The 16,595-nt window shown below is 73.5% G+C and carries 18 protein-coding genes; 13 read left to right on the plus strand and 5 right to left on the minus strand.

Going from position 1 to position 16,595, the window contains the following annotated elements; all coding sequences use genetic code 11:
* Positions 1 to 164 precede the first annotated feature (164 nt).
* The 8 genes from ACIOSR_RS12780 (at position 165) to ACIOSR_RS12815 (ending at position 8,039) form a co-directional block, all read left to right on the plus strand.
* Positions 165 to 1,196 carry a substrate-binding domain-containing protein gene (locus tag ACIOSR_RS12780; RefSeq protein WP_402752812.1) on the plus strand — a complete coding sequence of 344 codons (1,032 nt, stop codon included), beginning with the start codon at positions 165 to 167 and terminating at the stop codon, positions 1,194 to 1,196.
* The gene (locus ACIOSR_RS12785; protein WP_056043006.1) at positions 1,196 to 1,951 is read left to right on the plus strand and encodes an ATP-binding cassette domain-containing protein; all 756 of its coding nucleotides are present in this window, start codon (positions 1,196 to 1,198) and stop codon (positions 1,949 to 1,951) included. The genes ACIOSR_RS12780 and ACIOSR_RS12785 overlap by 1 nt, the downstream gene beginning before the upstream one ends.
* The gene (locus ACIOSR_RS12790; protein ID WP_052505095.1) at positions 1,948 to 3,003 is read left to right on the plus strand and encodes an ABC transporter permease; all 1,056 of its coding nucleotides are present in this window, start codon (positions 1,948 to 1,950) and stop codon (positions 3,001 to 3,003) included. Before ACIOSR_RS12785 ends, ACIOSR_RS12790 begins: the two co-directional genes overlap by 4 nt.
* A complete protein-coding gene (locus tag ACIOSR_RS12795; RefSeq protein WP_159827359.1) occupies positions 3,000 to 4,088 on the plus strand; it encodes a phosphotriesterase in 1,089 nt (362 codons plus the stop codon). Before ACIOSR_RS12790 ends, ACIOSR_RS12795 begins: the two co-directional genes overlap by 4 nt.
* A 75-nt stretch (positions 4,089 to 4,163) precedes the next feature.
* On the plus strand, positions 4,164 to 4,913 hold the full coding sequence (locus ACIOSR_RS12800; RefSeq protein ID WP_043593262.1) for a glutamine amidotransferase: 750 nt from the start codon (positions 4,164 to 4,166) through the stop codon (positions 4,911 to 4,913).
* Complete coding sequence (locus ACIOSR_RS12805) at positions 4,895 to 5,593, plus strand: TenA family protein (protein ID WP_402752813.1); 699 nt, start codon at positions 4,895 to 4,897, stop codon at positions 5,591 to 5,593. Before ACIOSR_RS12800 ends, ACIOSR_RS12805 begins: the two co-directional genes overlap by 19 nt.
* On the plus strand, positions 5,590 to 6,849 hold the full coding sequence (locus tag ACIOSR_RS12810; RefSeq protein WP_402752814.1) for a hypothetical protein: 1,260 nt from the start codon (positions 5,590 to 5,592) through the stop codon (positions 6,847 to 6,849). The genes ACIOSR_RS12805 and ACIOSR_RS12810 overlap by 4 nt, the downstream gene beginning before the upstream one ends.
* Positions 6,846 to 8,039 (plus strand): M28 family metallopeptidase, encoded by a 1,194-nt coding sequence (locus tag ACIOSR_RS12815; protein ID WP_402752815.1) that lies wholly within the window; start codon positions 6,846 to 6,848, stop codon positions 8,037 to 8,039. Before ACIOSR_RS12810 ends, ACIOSR_RS12815 begins: the two co-directional genes overlap by 4 nt.
* 77 nt (positions 8,040 to 8,116) lie before the next feature.
* Here the strand turns inward: ACIOSR_RS12815 and ACIOSR_RS12820 are convergent, their stop codons facing one another.
* Entirely contained in the window at positions 8,117 to 8,779 is a 663-nt protein-coding gene (locus ACIOSR_RS12820) for a class F sortase (protein ID WP_402752816.1), read from the minus strand.
* 1 nt (position 8,780) lies between these two features.
* Complete coding sequence (locus tag ACIOSR_RS12825) at positions 8,781 to 9,524, minus strand: CHRD domain-containing protein (protein WP_233568501.1); 744 nt, start codon at positions 9,522 to 9,524, stop codon at positions 8,781 to 8,783.
* A gap of 248 nt (positions 9,525 to 9,772) precedes the next feature.
* Between ACIOSR_RS12825 and ACIOSR_RS12830 the strand changes: the two genes are divergently transcribed.
* Together ACIOSR_RS12830 and ACIOSR_RS12835 are read left to right on the plus strand one after the other, a co-directional pair.
* Positions 9,773 to 10,282: an RNA polymerase sigma factor gene (locus ACIOSR_RS12830; RefSeq protein WP_254065151.1), complete on the plus strand. Its 510-nt coding sequence runs from the start codon at positions 9,773 to 9,775 to the stop codon at positions 10,280 to 10,282.
* Positions 10,275 to 11,174 carry a hypothetical protein gene (locus ACIOSR_RS12835; protein ID WP_402752817.1) on the plus strand — a complete coding sequence of 300 codons (900 nt, stop codon included), beginning with the start codon at positions 10,275 to 10,277 and terminating at the stop codon, positions 11,172 to 11,174. Before ACIOSR_RS12830 ends, ACIOSR_RS12835 begins: the two co-directional genes overlap by 8 nt.
* A 92-nt stretch (positions 11,175 to 11,266) precedes the next feature.
* Here the strand turns inward: ACIOSR_RS12835 and ACIOSR_RS12840 are convergent, their stop codons facing one another.
* Both ACIOSR_RS12840 and ACIOSR_RS12845 read right to left on the minus strand, forming a co-directional pair.
* A complete protein-coding gene (locus tag ACIOSR_RS12840; RefSeq protein WP_402752818.1) occupies positions 11,267 to 12,331 on the minus strand; it encodes a Gfo/Idh/MocA family protein in 1,065 nt (354 codons plus the stop codon).
* 113 nt (positions 12,332 to 12,444) lie between these two features.
* Positions 12,445 to 13,290, minus strand: a complete 846-nt coding sequence (locus tag ACIOSR_RS12845) for a helix-turn-helix transcriptional regulator (protein WP_056042983.1) — start codon at positions 13,288 to 13,290, stop codon at positions 12,445 to 12,447.
* Positions 13,291 to 13,462: 172 nt separating this feature from the next.
* On the opposite strand from ACIOSR_RS12845, the gene ACIOSR_RS12850 reads away from it, so the two are divergent.
* The 3 genes from ACIOSR_RS12850 to ACIOSR_RS12860 are packed head-to-tail and all read left to right on the plus strand — an operon-like array spanning position 13,463 to position 15,120.
* On the plus strand, positions 13,463 to 14,206 hold the full coding sequence (locus ACIOSR_RS12850) for an SDR family oxidoreductase (protein WP_056042980.1): 744 nt from the start codon (positions 13,463 to 13,465) through the stop codon (positions 14,204 to 14,206).
* A gap of 33 nt (positions 14,207 to 14,239) precedes the next feature.
* On the plus strand, positions 14,240 to 14,473 hold the full coding sequence (locus ACIOSR_RS12855; RefSeq protein ID WP_071256476.1) for a PLDc N-terminal domain-containing protein: 234 nt from the start codon (positions 14,240 to 14,242) through the stop codon (positions 14,471 to 14,473).
* 44 nt (positions 14,474 to 14,517) lie between these two features.
* On the plus strand, positions 14,518 to 15,120 hold the full coding sequence (locus ACIOSR_RS12860; protein ID WP_402752819.1) for a GIY-YIG nuclease family protein: 603 nt from the start codon (positions 14,518 to 14,520) through the stop codon (positions 15,118 to 15,120).
* Positions 15,121 to 15,298: 178 nt separating this feature from the next.
* Here the strand turns inward: ACIOSR_RS12860 and ACIOSR_RS12865 are convergent, their stop codons facing one another.
* Positions 15,299 to 16,546 carry a hypothetical protein gene (locus ACIOSR_RS12865; protein WP_402752820.1) on the minus strand — a complete coding sequence of 416 codons (1,248 nt, stop codon included), beginning with the start codon at positions 16,544 to 16,546 and terminating at the stop codon, positions 15,299 to 15,301.
* Between the last annotated feature and the right edge of the window lie 49 nt (positions 16,547 to 16,595).

Raw genomic sequence — 16,595 nt, forward strand, 5'->3', positions numbered from 1 at the left:
TTTTACACGTCGGAAACACAAAGGTGTTGACACTCGAAACACGGAGGCGTCACTCTTGACGCAGTTCCCGACGGAAATCGATTGCCCGTCGATCTCGACCCCACCGAGATCGCCCCCTCGCCAGTCCCGCATGCTCCACCTCGTCCTCCCCAGGAAGGCTCCTCATGCCCACGACCCGTACCGTCCTCGCCGCATTCGCCGTGGGCGCCATCGCCATCGGCACCCTCGCCGGCTGCGACTCGTCCTCGACCACCGCCTCCGGCTCCGCGTCCGGCGGCTCGACCTCGACCCGCCCGGCCCCCACCGACGTCCCCCAGGCCTGTGCCCCCGACGGCGGCGGCACCCTGCAGCTCGGCATGGTCGACATCAACGAGCAGACCGCCTTCTTCACCCAGATGAACGAAGGCGTCCAGGACGTCGCCGACGAGGCCGGTGCCGACCTGCAGATCGTCAGCGGCGACAACGACAGCGCCACGCAGGTCTCGGGCGTCGAGAACCTCGTCGCCTCGGGGGTCGACGCGCTCATCGTCGACCCGGTCGACGCGACCGCGCTGATCCCGGCGCTCACGGCGGCCAAGGCGGCCGGCATCCCGGTCGTCGCGGCCGACGGTTCGGTCGAGGACGCCTCGGCGATCGACTCGTACGTGGGCACGGCGAACGAGGACGGCGGCGCCCAGCTCGGGAAGGCCTTCCTCGACATCACCGGCGGCGAGGGCGAGGTCGGCGTCGTCGGAGCGCTCAACAGCGCGATCCAGATCCAGCGCCAGAACGGCTTCACCGACGCGGTCGAGGCCGGCGGCATGACCATCGGCACGATCGTCGACGGCCAGAACGTCAACGAGGACGCCCAGGCGGCGGCCGAGAACCTGCTGACCGGCAACCCCGACCTCGAGTACATCTACGCCACGGGCGAGCCCGCGCTGAACGGCGCCATCGCCGCGGTCAAGAGCCAGGGCGCCCAGGACCGCGTCACGATCGTCGGCTGGGACCTCTCGCCCTCGGCCGTCGAGGGGCTGCAGGACGGCTACGTGAAGGCCGTCATCCAGCAGGACACCTTCGGCTTCGGCTACGAGGCCGCGAAGGCCGCGATCAACCTGGCCTGCGGCACCGCCGAGGTGCCGGCGACCGTCGACGTGCCGATCACGATCGTCACGCCCGACAACCTGGCCGACTTCTCGTACTACCTGGAGGGCTGATGACCGACGTCACCACCGGCGACCTGCTCGTCGAACTCGAGGGCATCCGCAAGTCGTACGGCGCCGTCGACGTCCTGCGCGGCGTCGACCTGCGCCTCGCGCGCGGCGAGGTGCTCGGCCTGGTCGGCGACAACGGCGCCGGCAAGTCCACCCTCATGAAGGTGCTCGCCGGTTCGGTCCAGCACGACGGCGGCCGCATCAGCATCAAGGGCAAGGAGGTGCGGTTCCAGTCCCCGAGCGACGCCCAGGCCGAGGACATCGGCATCGTCTACCAGGACCTCGCCCTCTGCGACAGCCTCAACGTCGCCGCCAACCTGTTCCTCGGCCGCGAGCCGAGGGTCGGGCCCTTCCTCAAGGTCGGGGCGATGCACGCCGAGGCCACGGCCGTGCTCAAGGAGTTCGGCGTCCGCGTCACGTCCACGCACCAGCTGATCTCGCAGCTGTCGGGTGGTCAGCGCCAGTCGGTCGCCATCGCGCGCGCCGCGTCGGTCGACCCCGACGTGCTGATCCTCGACGAGCCGACCGCCGCCCTCGCCGTCACCGAGGTCGAGTCGGTGCTGCGCCTCATCAAGGAGGTCGCGGCCCGAGGGGTCGGCGTCATCCTGATCACCCACCGGCTGCAGGACCTCTTCCGGGTCTGCGACCGCATCACCGTCATGTACGAGGGGCGCAGCGTCGACGACGCCCGCATCGACGACCTCACCATCGAGTCGCTCGTCGACATGATCACCCGTGAAGGGAGCGCTGCCGCATGACCGCGACGACCTCTGACCCCACCCGCACCGACGGCCCCGAGCCGGGTCGCGGACACGGCTCCACCGACGTGCGCGAGCGCCGCTGGGAAGCCCTGCAACGCGTCAACAAGTCCACCCTGTTGATGCTCGTCGTGACGCTGGTCGTCATCGTCGTCTTCTCGGTGGCGACCCCGACCTTCCTCACCGGCACGAACCTGCGGAACGTCGCCGTGCAGGTCGCCCCCGCGGCGATCGTGGCCGTCGCGATGACCTTCGTCATCACGGCGGGCATGATCGACCTCTCGGTCGGGTCGACGCTCGCCCTCGTCTCGGTGATCGGGGCGGTCCTGCTGCGGGCCGGTCTCGAGTCGGTGCTGGTGATCGTCATCTGCCTGGCCGTCGGAGCCTTCTGCGGGTTGGTCAACGGCTGGTTCTCGAGTTACCAGGGCATCCCGTCGTTCATCGTCACGTTGGCCACCATGTCGATCGTGCGGGGCGTCGCCCTGCTGATCACGAAGGGCTACTCGATCGCCATCGGCTCGGGGCTGATCTTCGCCCAGGTCGGGCAGGGCCGGCTGTTCGGGCTCGGGTACCCGGCCTGGCTCGCGCTGATCATCGTCGGCGTCGGCATCGTGGGGCTGCAGCGCATGCGGTTCGGCCAGTACATCACCGGCATCGGCTCGAACGAGGAGTCGGTCCGCCGGGCGGGCGTCGACACCCGCTTCGTCAAGATGATGGCCCTCGTGCTCAGCGGCACGGCGGCCGGCGCGGCCGGCATCATCACCGCGGCCCGACTGGGGTCGGGCGACGCCAACTCGGGCGTCGACTTCGCCATGACGGTCATCACCGCCGTCGTGATCGGCGGCACGAACCTGCTGGGCGGCAAGGGCAGCGTCATCGGCACGGCGATCGGGGCGATCCTGACCGGCGTCATCACCAACGGCCTCACGTTGCTCGGCCTGAGCCCCTACATCGTGCCCATCGTGACCGGCAGCCTCCTGATCATCGTCATCTGGATCAACCTGCGGGGCGGCTCGTTCACCGACCTGGTGCGCAAGCGGGTGACCCGATGAGCCGCGTCGGAGGGTTCGGGGTCGAGACGACCACCGTCGTCGACGTGCAGACCGTCACCGGTCCCGTGCCGAGCGACCGGCTCGGCTACACGCTGCCGCACGAGCACCTGATCAACAGCATCGAGGAGGGCGGGCTCGAACCCGACCCCGACTTCCCCGAGCTGTTCGACGCCCCGGTCACTCCCGAGATCGCCTGGTTGCTGCGCGACCGTCCGCTCGCCTGCCGCGACAACTGCGTGCTCGACGGCGACGACGACGCGGTCGACGAGCTCGTCGCGTTCCGCGAGCTCGGCGGCAGCACGGTCGTCGAGCTGACCTCGGACGGACAGGGGCGCGACCCCCGCCGTCTCGCCGAGATCTCGCGCCGCAGCGGGGTCGCCGTCGTCACCGGCGGCGGCTGGTACCTCGAGCGGTTCCACCCCGAGGCCACGGGCCGCGACACCGTCGACGACCTGGCCTCGCGCCTGGTCGCGCAGTACCGGGCCGACCCGGCCGAGACCGGGGTGCCCCGGTCGGGCGTGATCGGCGAGATCGGCGTCTCGCCCGGGTTCACCGAGCGGGAGGAGCGTTCGCTGCGCGCGGCCTGCCGCCTGCAACGCGAGACCGGCCTGCCGATGTTCGTGCACCTGCCCGGCTTCGTCCGGCACGGCGGCCGCGTGCTCGACGTCGTGCTGCGCGACGAGGGCGTCGACCCCACGGCGGTCGTCCTCTGCCACATGGACCCGTCCGGCAGCGACCCCGACTACCAGCGCAGCCTCGCCGAGCGCGGGGTCTGGCTCGAGTTCGACATGATCGGCATGCCGTACCGCTTCTCCCTGCCCGGCGAAGGGCAGTCGCCGTCGCCGGTCGAGACGGCCACGGCCATCGCCCGTCTGGCCTCGGCCGGGTTCGGCCGCCGTCTGCTCTTCAGCCACGACCTCTTCCTCAAGAGCATGTTGCGCAAGCACGGCGGCAACGGCCTCTCGTACGTCCCCGCCGTGTTCCTCGACCGGCTGACCGACCTCGGCGTCGACGCCGAGATCGTGCACGGCGTCGGCACCCGCAACGTCCGCGACCTCTTCGAGGGCGCCGCCCTGACCCGCTGAGGGGCGACGACGCGGCACCGAGCCGCTCGCGCCTCCTCGTCCCGAACCGTCCCGTCACCACCGGAAGGCCCCACCATGTCCCGCATCCTCATCGCCGGCGAGAGCTGGATCACCGCGACCACCCACACCAAGGGCGTCGACGAGTTCACCGCCCACTCGTACACCGAGGGCGTCGCGCAGCTGCGCACGGCCCTGCAGGCCGGCGGCCACGAGGTCGTCCACCTGCCCGCCCACCTCGTCGCCACCGACTTCCCCGAGACGCAGGAGGCGCTGGACGCCTACGACGTCGTGGTGCTGTCCGACATCGGCGTCAACTCGCTGCAGCTCGCGCCCGCCGTCTTCGAGAAGAGCATCCCGGGTCGGGACCGCGTCCGCGAGCTCGCCCGCTGGGTCGAGGCCGGAGGCGCGCTGCTGATGATCGGCGGCTACCTGTCGTTCTCGGGCTGGCAGGGTCGTGCGGGCTACGCCCGCACCGAGATCGCCGACGTGCTGCCGGTCGAGATGCTGATCGGGGACGACCGCGTCGAGCGCCCGGCCGGCGTCGTCGCCACCGTGCTCGACGCCGAGCACCCCGCCCTCGGCGGCGCGGGCACCGAGTGGCCGCTGCTGCTCGGCTACAACCGCACCGTCGTGAAGCCGGGCGCGGTCGAGCTCGCCCGCCTCGACGGCGACCCGCTCGTCGTCGTCGGCGAGGCCGGCGCGGGGCGCACGGCGGTCTTCACGAGCGACTGCTCGCCGCACTGGGCGCCGCCGGCGTTCTGCGAGGAGTGGGACGGCTACGCCCGGGTGTTCAACGGCATCGTGTCGTGGCTGACCGGTCGCTGACGGTGGCGGGCACGACCCGGCCCGAGGGCGTCGGCACGGGCCGGGCGGCGGCGCTGGTCGCCCGCTGCTCGGCCGAGCTCGACGCCTCGGCGTCGGTGCCGCTGCTGGCCCGGATGGCCGACGGCACGCTCGACGACCCCGCCTTCGGTCGCTACCTCGCGATCGAGCAGGCGTTCGTCCGGACGGCGGCCCGCCTCGCGGGCTACTGCCTCTGGCAGCAGCCGGAGTGGTCCCGCGCCGAGCGCCACGCCGAGGCCGTCGCCGACCTCGTCGGTCCGCAGAGCCGGTACTTCGAGCGGTTGCTCTCGACGCGACCGGTCGACGACGCGACCTCGACCGACCTGCTGCGCCGCGCCTCCGTCCTCGAGGGGGCGGTGACGGCGGCACTCGCCGAGGGCGGCTACGCCGGAGTCGTCACCAGCCTCGCCGCGGCCGAGACGCTCTACCTGCGGTGGTGCACGCGGGCGGCCGAGCGTGCCGTGCCCCGACCGGACGACGTGCAACGGTGGATCGAGCTGCACGTCACCGACGGCTTCCGCGCCCAGGTGGCCTTCTTGCACCAGCTGGTCGACGAGCTGCCCGCCGACGTGACCGACGCCCGGCTGGACGCCTGGTTCGTCGGCATGCTGCGCGCCGAGGACGCGTTCCACGCGAGCGCCCTCGTCGAGGTGGCCGCGTGACCGGGCCCACTGTCGGCCCGGTCGACCCGGTCGGCCCGGTCGGCCCGGTCGCGATCGACCTGCGCGCCGTCGAGGCCCGTCTCGCCGCGGCCGGCATCGCCTCCGAACGGGTGGTCGTCGGAGCCGACGCCGTCGTGGTCGTCTCGTCCTACGGCGGACGCGTCTACGGACCCTTCTTCGCCGAGGGCGAGGCCGAGAACTGGCTGCCCGACGCGTTCGCCGACGACGACGCGTTCGGCGCGTTGGTCGACTCGGGCGACTGGAACGTCGGCGGCGACCGGGTCTGGATCGGGCCCGAGATCGCCTACATGATCCGCGACCGCAGCGACTACTGGGGCAGCTACGAGATGCCGCCGTCGCTCGACCCCGGCCGCCACGACCTCGGCCGCACGGGCGACCGCGTGACGCTGTCACGGGTCGCCGAGCTCGAGGCGTTCACGGAGCCGACCGGGCTCGTGCGGGCCGACCTGACGCTCGTCGTGCGGCCGGCGGCCCACCCGCTGCGACACCTGCGCGGGGCGTCGGCCGGGGGCCCCGGTGGCGCACCGCTCGTCGACGCCGTCGAGTACGGCGGCTACGTGACGGAGGTGCGGCTCGGCATCACCTCGGACGGCGCGCACGAGGCCGAGTCGTGGATGCTCGACCAGGTGCGGGCGGGCGGCACGGCGTTCGTCGCGGCCGTGCCCGACACCCAGGTGACCGACTACTACGAGCCGGTCGGCGACCTGCTCGCCGAGGTGCCCGGCGGCGTCGCCGTGTCGCTGACCGGTGCCGACCGCTTCAAGATCGGATTCGCGGCACCGCACGTCACCGGACGCCTCGGGTACGTGCGCGCGGTCGGCGACCCGGCCGACGACCGTGCCGTGCTCTTCGTGCGCGGCAGCCACAGCGACCCGTCGGCCGAGTACTCGGAGGAGCCCGACCCGTCCCCGGGGGTCCGGGGCGACTCGCTGCACCTGTACGACGACGACGGCGGGCTCGGCGGGTTCGCCGAGATCGAGGCCCGGGGCACGCCCGTCCTCGGCCCGCGACCCGAAGCGGTCACCGACCGGTTCGCCAGCTGGTGGTTCCGGGGGAGGACGGACGACGTCGCCCGCGTGGCCCAGCACCTGCTCGGGGTGCCCGCCACGACGGTGGCGCAGGCCGCCCGGGGGGCCGCGCCGCGCCTCCTCGGTCCGTCGGCCGCGTCGTCGACCGCCACCACGACACCGTCACCGACCCCGACCCCAGAGCCGTTACCGAGAGGCACGACATGACCCACGACACCGACCCGGCCGCGGCGCAGCGCGCGGAACGCGCCTACGACGACCTCGTCGCCCTGGTCCAGCACGGCCCCCGGTTTCACGGCACCGCAGGGATCGCGGCCGCGGCCGACTGGCTCGAGCAGCGATTGACCGCGGTCGGGTGGCCGGTCGCCCGGCAGCCCGTGACGCTGCCCGGCTGGCAGCCGGGCAGCGTGCACCGGGTCGCGGTGCAGCAGCCGATCGCCCGTGAGCTGCCCGCCTGGCCGATGCTCTGGAGCGGATCGACCGGCGGTGCGCGCCGGGGCACGGTCGAGGCCGTCGGCCCGCAGGGGCTCTGGGGCGACTCGATGGTCTGGCAGAAGTTCGTCGTGCGGGCGGACGACGGCGACGTCGTGGCCTACCTGCACGCGCGGGACGACGGACCCGCCGCACCGCAGCCGCTGCCCTCCGGGTCGGACCACGACGTGGCCCACCTCGCGATCGGCCGCGTCGACGGTCTGCAGCTGACCGAGTGGATCGCCGACGGCAAGCCCGTCGAGGTCGAGATCGAGGCCGACGGCGGCCCGGTCGACGCCGCGACCAGCGACAACCTGGTCGTCGACGTGCCCGGCACGGGCGACGGGTCGGTGCTGCTCTGCGCGCACTACGACACGTTCTTCAACACGGTCGGTGCCTACGACAACGGCAGCGGCACGATCGCCCTGCTGCAGCTGGCCGAGCGGTGGGCGGCGGCCCCGCCGGTCTCGTCGGTCCGCCTCGTCTTCTTCACCGCCGAGGAGTGGCACCTGGGCGGGTCCCGGCACTTCGTCGACAGCGCCTCGTCCGACGAACTCGACGCCATCGACTACGTGCTCAACGTCGACGGGCTCGGGCGCGGATCGTTCGTCGAGGCGTTCGGCGCCCCCGAGGCGTTCTCGACGGCGTTCCGCGGGGCGCTGCTGCAGCACGCCGCGGCCACCCGGCCCGACCTCGAGCTGGTCACCCGGTTCCCGCCGACGACCGGCACCGACGACGCGTCGTTCTACCGGGCGGGCGTGCCCAGCGCGTTCCTGACCTTCAACGACCTGCACCGCCTGCACCAGCCCGACGACGAACCGAACCGCGGCATCGCGGCGAACGTCGCGTGGACCGTGCCGCTCGTCGAGCACCTCGTGGCGACCCTGGCGCGACCGACGCGGGCCGCGCCTCCCGGGGTGTTGTAGACCAGCCGGCACGGCACGGCACGTCGTGGCGTGCCGGCGTGTCCGCGTGCCCGGGCGGCGGGCGACGGGTGCCGGGCCTAGGCCACCGGCTCGGCGAAGACGATCCGGTTCTGGTCGTAGTGGCCCGAGCCGCGGTCGAAGACGCCGCCGCAGGTGATCAGCCGCAGCTGGTCGGTCGGCTGCGCCCCGAAGACCCGGGCGGTCGGGAACTCCGCCTTCGGCGCGTCGACGACCTCGGTGACGGCGTAGCCGACGACGTCCCCGTCGACCGTGGTCACGTCGACCCGGTCGCCGACGACGAGCTCGTCGAGGCGGGCGAAGACCGCGGGGCCCGACGCCGAGTCGACGTGGGCGGCGATCACGGTCGGCCCGCGCCCGCCGGGTCGGCCCCCGCCGGTGAACCACCCGACGTCGTCCGCGTCCACCGGTACCTCCATGGCACCGTCGTCGGCGATGCCGAGATCGATCAGCGGGGCGTCCAGCCCGATGGCCGGCACCGAGACGGCCGCCGGAGCGACGCCCTCGCCGACCACCTCGCCGCTGCCGTCGACCCCGCCGCCGTCGACCCCGCCCACCGCAGGAGATGCGGTGCCCGTCGCCGACGGAGCCGCGGTCGCCGAGGGGCTCACCCCCGCCCCCGGGGCCGGCGTCACCGTCGGTGCGACCACCCCGGGTGACGCGCACCCGGCGAGGGCCAGCACGACGCCGACGACGACCACCGGCCGGAGGGAGCGGAGCACGTCAGGCCCGGGCCGCGCGCTGACGACGGGTCAGGACGTACGCACCCGCACCGAGCAGGGCGAGGGCCCCGGCGCCACCGGCCGCGAGGCCGAGACCGCCGGCCGACGCGCTCTCGGCGGCCGCGCCTCCGAGTCCGGTGTCGACGCCACCGACGGGCACCTGCGTCAGCTGGCCGCGGACGACGCCGGCCGCGAACGTGGCCGTGTGCGAGTCGCCCGTGAAGCCGGCCGGGTTCGCCTCGAGCTGCTTCAGGCTGAAGCCGGTGCCCGTGTCGGCCCCGGCGGCGCTCATGACGCCGGTCGTGAAGGGCCCCTGCAGGCAGCCGCTGCTCGTGCGCGTGCCGTCACCGCGGTCGACCGGGTTCGGGAACGAGATGCGCGGCGGGCCGGCCTGGCCCTTCGCGGCCTCGTGGATGTGCGTCGCGGTCTTCGCCGGGCTCTGGTACTCGCCCGTGACGCCGCGCAGGGTGATGTCGTAGCAGATCACCTCGGTGTCGCTGTTGACGCGGAAGTCGAACGTGCCCGTGGCACCGGCCTCGCCCGGGGTGGCGACCCCGTCGTTGTTGATCACCTGGTCGGGCGTCGCCATCACCGTGTAGGCGCTGGTGAAGGTCGCGGGCTCGGGCACCTCGGTCTCGGCGAACGCGGGCGTCACGCCGAACAGGGTGACGGCGGTGGCGGCGGCGCCACCGATCGTCAGGGTGCGGATGGCGGTCTTCTTGGTCGTGCGCGTCATCTTCGGCATGCTCCGGGTCCTCTCGACGGGGCGGCGCCCGGGCGGGTGCCGCTCGACAGGGCCTACGTCGTCGGGCCTCGATGCGTTCACCAGGTGCCGAGAAAGTTTTCTCGACGGTGCGGTGAACGCCGGAGGCGCAGCGGACGTAGACCCCGTCGGCATCCGCGAACGGCGTGGATAGGCTGGAGGGCAGGCGGATGATCGCCGTCATGGGTCGCGCGGGGCCCGTCCCGGGCCGCGTCGCAGATCGGAGCCCGATGAGCGAGGGGTCGTCCGGTCTCGACGTCCGGGCCGCGTTCGTCGAACACGGCTCGTCGCTGCTCGGTTTCGCCGTCAACGCCCTCCGCGACCGGGCGCTCGCCGAGGACTGCGTGCAAGAGACCTTCGTGCGGGCCTGGCGCGCCCGCGACTCGTTCGACGCCGACCGCGGCAGCGTCCGCACCTGGCTGTTCGCGATCGAACGCCGCGTCGTGCTCGACGTGTACCGGGCACGCACGCGCACGCCGTCGGTCGTGCCGCTCGAGCACGCCCCCGACCCCGTGGCGACCGTCGCCGACCCGCTCGAGCACCTGGGCATGGCCGAGGGGCTCGCCCGCCTGAGCGACGACCACCGGGCGGCCGTGGTGGCCGTCCACCTCGAGGGCCTGAGCTACCGCGAGGTCTCCGAGCGCACGGGCGTGCCCGTGGCGACCCTCCGCACCCGTGTGTTCCACGCGCTGCGTGCCCTCCGCACCCACCTCGACGACCAGGAGACGACCGATGACTGACCGCACGCCAGGGGTGGGGGCCGGTGACGGTGCCGGTGCCGGTGCCGGGGACGGCGGGGGCGCCGACGGTGTCGGGGGCGCCGACGCCCGTCGTGACGAGTTGACGGCCGCGGCGCTCGCGGACGACCTCTCGCCGAGCGAACGCGTCGAGTTCGACGCGTTGCGGGCCGCCGACCCGTCGATCGACGCCGAGTTGGCGGCGCTGGGCGTCGTCGTCGGAGGGCTCTCGGACTTCGGTCGTTGGGACGAGGTCGCCCCGAGCGACGGACTCCGCGAGCGCGTCGACGCCGTCGGACGGGCCGGAGACGACCCGGCCGTGGGGCGGGCGTCCGATGACGGCATCGCCTCGGACGTCGGCACCGCCTCCGATGCCGGCATCCTGTCCGGCGCCGGCACGACGGGGGACGACCCGACGCTCCCGCGCATCGGTCCGCACGTCGCCACCGCCCGCTCGGGCCGGGGCCGTCGCCCGCTGCTGATCGCCGTCGCCGCCGCCGCATGCCTGGCGATCGGGGCCGGGGGCGGAGTCCTGCTCGCGATGCCTCGCGACACGGTGGTGGCCGGCCCGGCCGGCACCCTCGGTGCCGTCGAGCACGTGGACTTCGTCGGTCAGCCCGCCGGGGTCGACCTCGACGGAGACCTTGTCGCCCACACCTGGGGTACCGAGACCGTCCTCAGCATCGACGGCCTGCCGACGGGCTCGGCCTTCACGGTCGTGGTGGTCGGGGGCGACGGGCGTGAGTACGAGTCCGGAGCGTTCCTCGGGTCGGACGTGCGCGTCGACTGTCGGTTGAACGCCGCCGTGCTGCGGCCCGACGTGGCGTCCGTCGAGATCCGTGCCGCGGACGGCCACGACATCGCCGTCGCGTCGGTGCCCCCGGTCGCGAGTTGAGCTATGTCCTGGGCCCGGGCTCGGGTGGCCGAGAGGTCCGACGTGCCGCTCCACCCTGGACCTGAGCCACACGTCGTGACGTCTCGGCAGGGTCAGACGATGGTCAAGGAGGCGCGGGTCGCCTCGATCGTCGCGAGCAACGACCTCGAGTCGGCCAGCGAGTGCAGAGGCGAGTCGCGCAGCCCGGCATCGACGTAGGACGCCAGGGCCGTCGCCTGGTAGGCCAAGCCCTGGCGGCCGGTCGGGACGGTCGGGTCGCTCCAGACGGCCAAGCCGCTGCCCGTGGTCAGCTCGAACGTCGCGGGGAAGACGAGGTTCTGCAGGGTGCGGATCGAGCCGGTCGTGCCCGAGATCGTGCCGAGTCCGGGCGAGGTCGTGAGCAGGCTGGTCGCCGCGGTGGCCAGCACCCCGTCGGCCGTGCGGGTGACGACGGCCGCGTCGAGGTCGACGCCGTCGGCCCGGGTCGAGCCGGTGGCGTGCCACTCGACGGGGTGACCGGTGGCGAACTGGGTGAACCAGAAGGCGTAGACGCCGATGTCGAGCAGGGCACCGCCGCCGAGGGCCGGGTCCGTCATGCGTCCGCCGGTCGAGAGGTCGTTCGCCCAGGCGACGTCGGCGGTCGCCAGTCGCACGTCTCCGATCGCCCCCTCGGCGAGCAGTTCGGCGATGACGGTGGTGTGCGGCAGGTAGCGCGTCCACAGCGCTTCCATCGCGAGGACCCCCGCGGCGCTCGCCGCGGCCACGATCTCGTCGGCTTCGGCCGTGCTGGTCGCCATCGGCTTCTCGATCAGGACGTGCTTCCCGCCACGGATCGCGGTCAGGGCGTCGGGCAGGTGCCGGGTGTGGGGCGTGGCCACGTAGACGACGTCGACGTCGGGGGAGGCGACCAGCGCCTCCGCGTCCCCGTAGGCGGTGTCGACGCCGTGGGCGCGGGCGAATGCCTCGGCCCGGTCGAGGCTGCGCGAGGCCACGGCGACCATGCGCTGGTCGGTGTGCGCGTGTAGGGCGTCGGTGAAGTCGCCGGCGATCTCGCCCGGGCCGATCACGCCCCAGCGGAGGACCGGCCCGCCCCGCAACGGGACGGCCGTCGAAGCGGGGAAGCTCGGGGTGCTCGGGGTGCTCGGGGTGCTCGGGGTGCTCGGGGTCTGCGGGGACATGCGTTCTCCTCGGGGTCACGTCGTCGTGGGTGCATCCATCTTCGCGGGTGCGGGTGCGGGCGGCTGCCAGTGTGCGTGTGCGGCTGCGGGTGTCTGACGGTCGCCCCTCGCCCTCACTCGTGTTCGGCGAACCGCCCGATGCCGATCACGTCGAGCAAGCGCAGCTTGGCGTCGTCGTCGGACCCGGGCGTCGCCGTCAGCACGAGGAGCGTCTGCGACTGGTCCTCGGTGAAGAGGGCCTGGCAGTCCACCTCGATGCGGCCGAGCTCGGGATGCAACAGCGTCTTGCGGTCGTCGAAACGTTGGTGGACCGCGTGACGGCTCCAAATCGTCGCGAACTCGTCGCTCGAGGCGAGCAGCGCCTCCACCAGTTCGCGCGGTCGCCCGCGGCCGCCCGCCAGGCTGAGCGCCGCCCGCAGCCCGGACGCCTGCAGCTCGAGCTGGTGCGCGTGGTCCTCGACCGGGTAGGAGGCGCGCTCGGCCGGGTCGGTGAACCACCGGTGGAACGCGCTGCGGTCGAGACCCTCGTGCCTCATCTGGTCGCCGAGCAGGGCGACCGCGAGCCGGTTCTGCGCGAGCGTCTCGGCCAGGTCGCTGAGGACGAGCGCGGGGGTGTCGTCCAGACGGTCGAGCACCCGCAGCAGGGCGGGACTGACGTGGTCGCCGCCGCGTGTGCGGCGCGGCGGGTGGTGACCGGTCAGGCGGTAGAGATGGTCGCGCTCGTCGAGGCTCAGCCGCAGCGCCCGGGTGAGCGCGACCAGCATCTGCTCGGACGGTTGGGGGCCGCGCTGCTGCTCGAGCCGCGCGTAGTAGTCGGTCGACATGCCGACGAGCCCCGCCACCTCTTCACGACGCAGTCCCGCGGTTCGCCGACGCACGCCCTCGGGCAGCCCGACGTCGGACGGCCGCAGCGCCTCGCGGCGGTGGCGGAGGAAGTCGGCGAGTTCGGCGCGGTCCATCGCCCCATGCTGTCAGCCCCGTCGCTCGCCGACCAGGGAGTGGCGATCCCTGGACGAGCGCTCTCTGCCGCCTCGCGCCTCCCCGGGTCAGAGTGGGGTCGTCGCCCCGACCACCCTCGGCGCGGCGACGACCACCGGCCGCGCCGAGCGCGGCACACCCGAAGGAGCAACCGTGAAGATCAGCGGCAACACCGTGTTCATCCCCGGAGCCACGTCCGGCATCGGCCTGGGCCTCGCCCTGCGCCTGCAGGCCGCCGGCAACACCGTCGTCGTGGCGGGCCGACGCCGGGCCCTGCTCGACCAGATCGTCCGCGACCACCCGGGCCTCGAGGCCGTCGAGCTCGACACCACCGACCCGCAGGCCGTCGTCGACGTCTCGGCCGAGGTGCAACGCCGCTGGCCCGAGACCAACGTCGTGGTCGCGATGGCCGGCATCATGCAGACCGAGGACGTCACGACAGGTGAGTTCCTCCCGACCGCCGAGGCGATCGTCACGACGAACCTGCTCGGGCCGATCCGCCTGATCGCCGCGTGGACGTCGTTCCTGCAGTCACGGCCGGCGGCATCGATCGTGACCGTGTCGTCCGGGCTCGCGAGCGTGCCGCTGCCGATCACGCCGACCTACAACGCGACCAAGGCGGCGATCCACTCGTTCAGCGAGGGCATCCGCGTGCAGCTCGCCGGCACGAGCGTCCAGGTCGTCGAACTCGTGCCGCCGGCCGTGCAGACCACCCTGCTCGGCCAGCAGGACGACCCGTCGGCCATGCCGCTCGACGAGTACCTCGACGAGACCATGGCGCTGCTCGAGGCACAGCCCGACGCCCACGAGATCCTGGTCGAGCGGGTCAAGTTCCTGCGCAACGCCGAGGCCGAGGGGCGCTACGACGAGGTGCTGGCGCGGCTCAGCGGTCACTGAGGCGGGCTGGGGGCCGCACCCTAGGCTGGGTGGATGAGCGCATGGGGTGACTGGGGTCCGGCGGTGGTGGCGATCGTCGTGGCGGTCGTGTACCTCGTGATCGTCGTCAGCATCGTGCGTGCCGTCCGACGGCGTGCCGACACGACGCAGCTCGAGCGCACGGTCTGGACGGTCGCCGCCGTCCTCTTCCCGCTCGGTGCCGGTGCGGTCTGGCTGCTGCTCGGGCCGCACCCGCTCGGGCTGCGCATCGACCACGAGCACGACTGAGCCGGGCCCGGCCGGGTGTCGGTGGCCGCACCTAGCCTGCGGGGGTGACCAACCCGACGCCCCGACCCGACGACACCTGCCGAGGAGGCACGGGGCGGCTCGTCGTCGACTCCTGCGGTGGTCCGGTCGACCCGTCTTCACCCGTGCCGCTCTGCGACCGGCACCTCGCGCTCGCCGTCGACTGGGTGGCTTCGCTCGAGGGTTCGGGCGAGGGCGTGACCGACGTGCTGCCGTCCCCCTGCCTCGCCTGCGGGTCGCGGCTCGGCGTGCACTGGCCGTCGGGGTGGCTCTGCGCCGTCTGCGAGTGGCGTCAGGGCGACGTGCCCGACGGCGAGCTCGGGGTCGTGCGGGTCGACGTCGTCTACTACATCCGCTTCGAGGACCGCATCAAGATCGGCACCTCGTCGAATCCTCGACAGCGACTGGGGACGCTCTGGCACGACGAACTCCTGGCCTTCGAGCGAGGCGACCGCCTGGTAGAACGGCGACGGCACGGCCAGTTCGCGGCGTCCCGGTTCGGTCGCACCGAATGGTTCGCCCGGAGTGCCGAGCTCGACGCCCACGTGGCGGCGCTCACCGAGGGCATCGACGATCCGTGGCAGCGCTACGCCCGCTGGCGCAGCGAGGCGCTGGCCCTCCGCGGCTGAGCCCGCCTGGCCCGCCTGGCCCGCCTGGCCTGGGGGTCGCGTCACACCACGTTCTGAACGTCGCACCGTGTTTCGTGCAGCGCACCGCGACGAGATCGGGCGTGGTGCACGAAACGCGGTGCGGTGTCGTGGTCCCGCCCGCCCGCCCGGCCCTGCCGCCCGGGGGGGCGCGCCGTACTCAGCGGCGCAGGTAGGCGTCGACGAGCAGCGGGCCGCGGATGTCACGCAGCTCGTCGAGCAGCAGGGGCACCGTCTGCCGCGTCAGCCCCGAGAGTTGCAGGTCGTGGGGGCCGAGCGGGGGCAGCTTTCCGGTCCGGAGCCGCACGACCTCCCAACCGGCGGCCCGCAGCGCGGCGTCCTTGCGGCGGTCGGCGGTCTCGCGGTGCCCGACGTGCTCGAGCCCGTGCCGCCCGGTCGAGTCGTACTCGATCGCGACCCGCAGCTCGCTCAGCACGATGTCGGGCCACACCTCGACGTGGTCGAAGAACGGACGCCCGACCCGCACCGCGTTCAGACCGGGCTCGAACTCGAGCCGGGCCGTCAGTCCGGCTCGCAGCTCGGCCTCGACCGCCGACGCCGGCTTCGGGGCACACGCGCTGACGAAAGGCGTGCCGGTCGGCAGCGCCGGCGTCTTGTCGCACACCGGCCGGGAGGCGCGGGTCGGCCGAGAGGCGCGGGCCGGCCGGGACGCGCGTTCGGTGAGGGAGGTGCTGATGGGCCGGGAGGCGCGTTCGGTGCGGGAGCCGCTGATGGGCGGGGAGGCGCGTACGGTGCGGGAGGCGCCGGTGGACAGGGAGGCACGCTCGGTGCGGACATCGCTGACCGGCGGCGAGGTGGGGGAGGCGCGGAAGGGCTCGGGACTGCGGCTCGCCTCCGCGCGCGGCGTCGTCGACGGCAGACCCGTGCTCGAGCCGCGGCGACGCCGGGGCGGGGGTGACGGGGCCGCCGGCACCGCGCCTCCTGCGGTCTGGGCCGCCCAGGCCTGGCCGGACGCCGTCCCGGCATCGCCCGGTGCCGGCCGGGCCTGGCCCGGTGCGCTCGCGCCCTGCGCCGGCATGCCCTCGGCCTGTGCGCGGACCGCCGCCGCCGGTGCCATCGGCGGTCTCATCGGCAGGGCGCGCGGAGCGGCGAGCTCGCTGCACTCGGGGCACCACGACGACCGCCGACGCTCGCGCCCAGGCCGGTGCCGCTGTTCGTCGGGGGTGGCGACGAAGACGTGGCCCGCGTCGCAGAGCCAGCACAGCCACACGTCGGCCGCGGGCGGGATCTGGCTGAGCACGATGCCGCCGTTGTGTTCGGGCCGGTACTGCCGCACGAGCACCGGGTACGACGCCCAGGCCTCGCGGTAGCTGCCCACGGGGTAGGGCACGGCGAGGCCGCGCGACGACCGGCGTCGCGCCCACCAGGCGGCGATCGGCTCGGGCACGCGCACACGCTACGACGGGCCACCGACACTCGGTCCGCAGCCCCGCAGC

It is taken from the genome of Frigoribacterium sp. NPDC087798 (genome assembly GCF_044742985.1).
Lineage (GTDB): Bacteria > Actinomycetota > Actinomycetes > Actinomycetales > Microbacteriaceae > Frigoribacterium.

Coding starts and splice junctions, on each gene's coding strand:
- ACIOSR_RS12840 (WP_402752818.1), bottom strand. CDS start 12,331: ATGTCCCCGCAGACCCCGAGCACCCCGAGCACCCCGAGCACCCCGAGC.
- ACIOSR_RS12780 (WP_402752812.1), top strand. CDS start 165: ATGCCCACGACCCGTACCGTCCTCGCCGCATTCGCCGTGGGCGCCATC.
- ACIOSR_RS12855 (WP_071256476.1), top strand. CDS start 14,240: ATGAGCGCATGGGGTGACTGGGGTCCGGCGGTGGTGGCGATCGTCGTG.
- ACIOSR_RS12800 (WP_043593262.1), top strand. CDS start 4,164: ATGTCCCGCATCCTCATCGCCGGCGAGAGCTGGATCACCGCGACCACC.
- ACIOSR_RS12790 (WP_052505095.1), top strand. CDS start 1,948: ATGACCGCGACGACCTCTGACCCCACCCGCACCGACGGCCCCGAGCCG.
- ACIOSR_RS12795 (WP_159827359.1), top strand. CDS start 3,000: ATGAGCCGCGTCGGAGGGTTCGGGGTCGAGACGACCACCGTCGTCGAC.
- ACIOSR_RS12785 (WP_056043006.1), top strand. CDS start 1,196: ATGACCGACGTCACCACCGGCGACCTGCTCGTCGAACTCGAGGGCATC.
- ACIOSR_RS12815 (WP_402752815.1), top strand. CDS start 6,846: ATGACCCACGACACCGACCCGGCCGCGGCGCAGCGCGCGGAACGCGCC.
- ACIOSR_RS12835 (WP_402752817.1), top strand. CDS start 10,275: ATGACTGACCGCACGCCAGGGGTGGGGGCCGGTGACGGTGCCGGTGCC.
- ACIOSR_RS12825 (WP_233568501.1), bottom strand. CDS start 9,524: ATGCCGAAGATGACGCGCACGACCAAGAAGACCGCCATCCGCACCCTG.
- ACIOSR_RS12830 (WP_254065151.1), top strand. CDS start 9,773: ATGAGCGAGGGGTCGTCCGGTCTCGACGTCCGGGCCGCGTTCGTCGAA.
- ACIOSR_RS12845 (WP_056042983.1), bottom strand. CDS start 13,290: ATGGACCGCGCCGAACTCGCCGACTTCCTCCGCCACCGCCGCGAGGCG.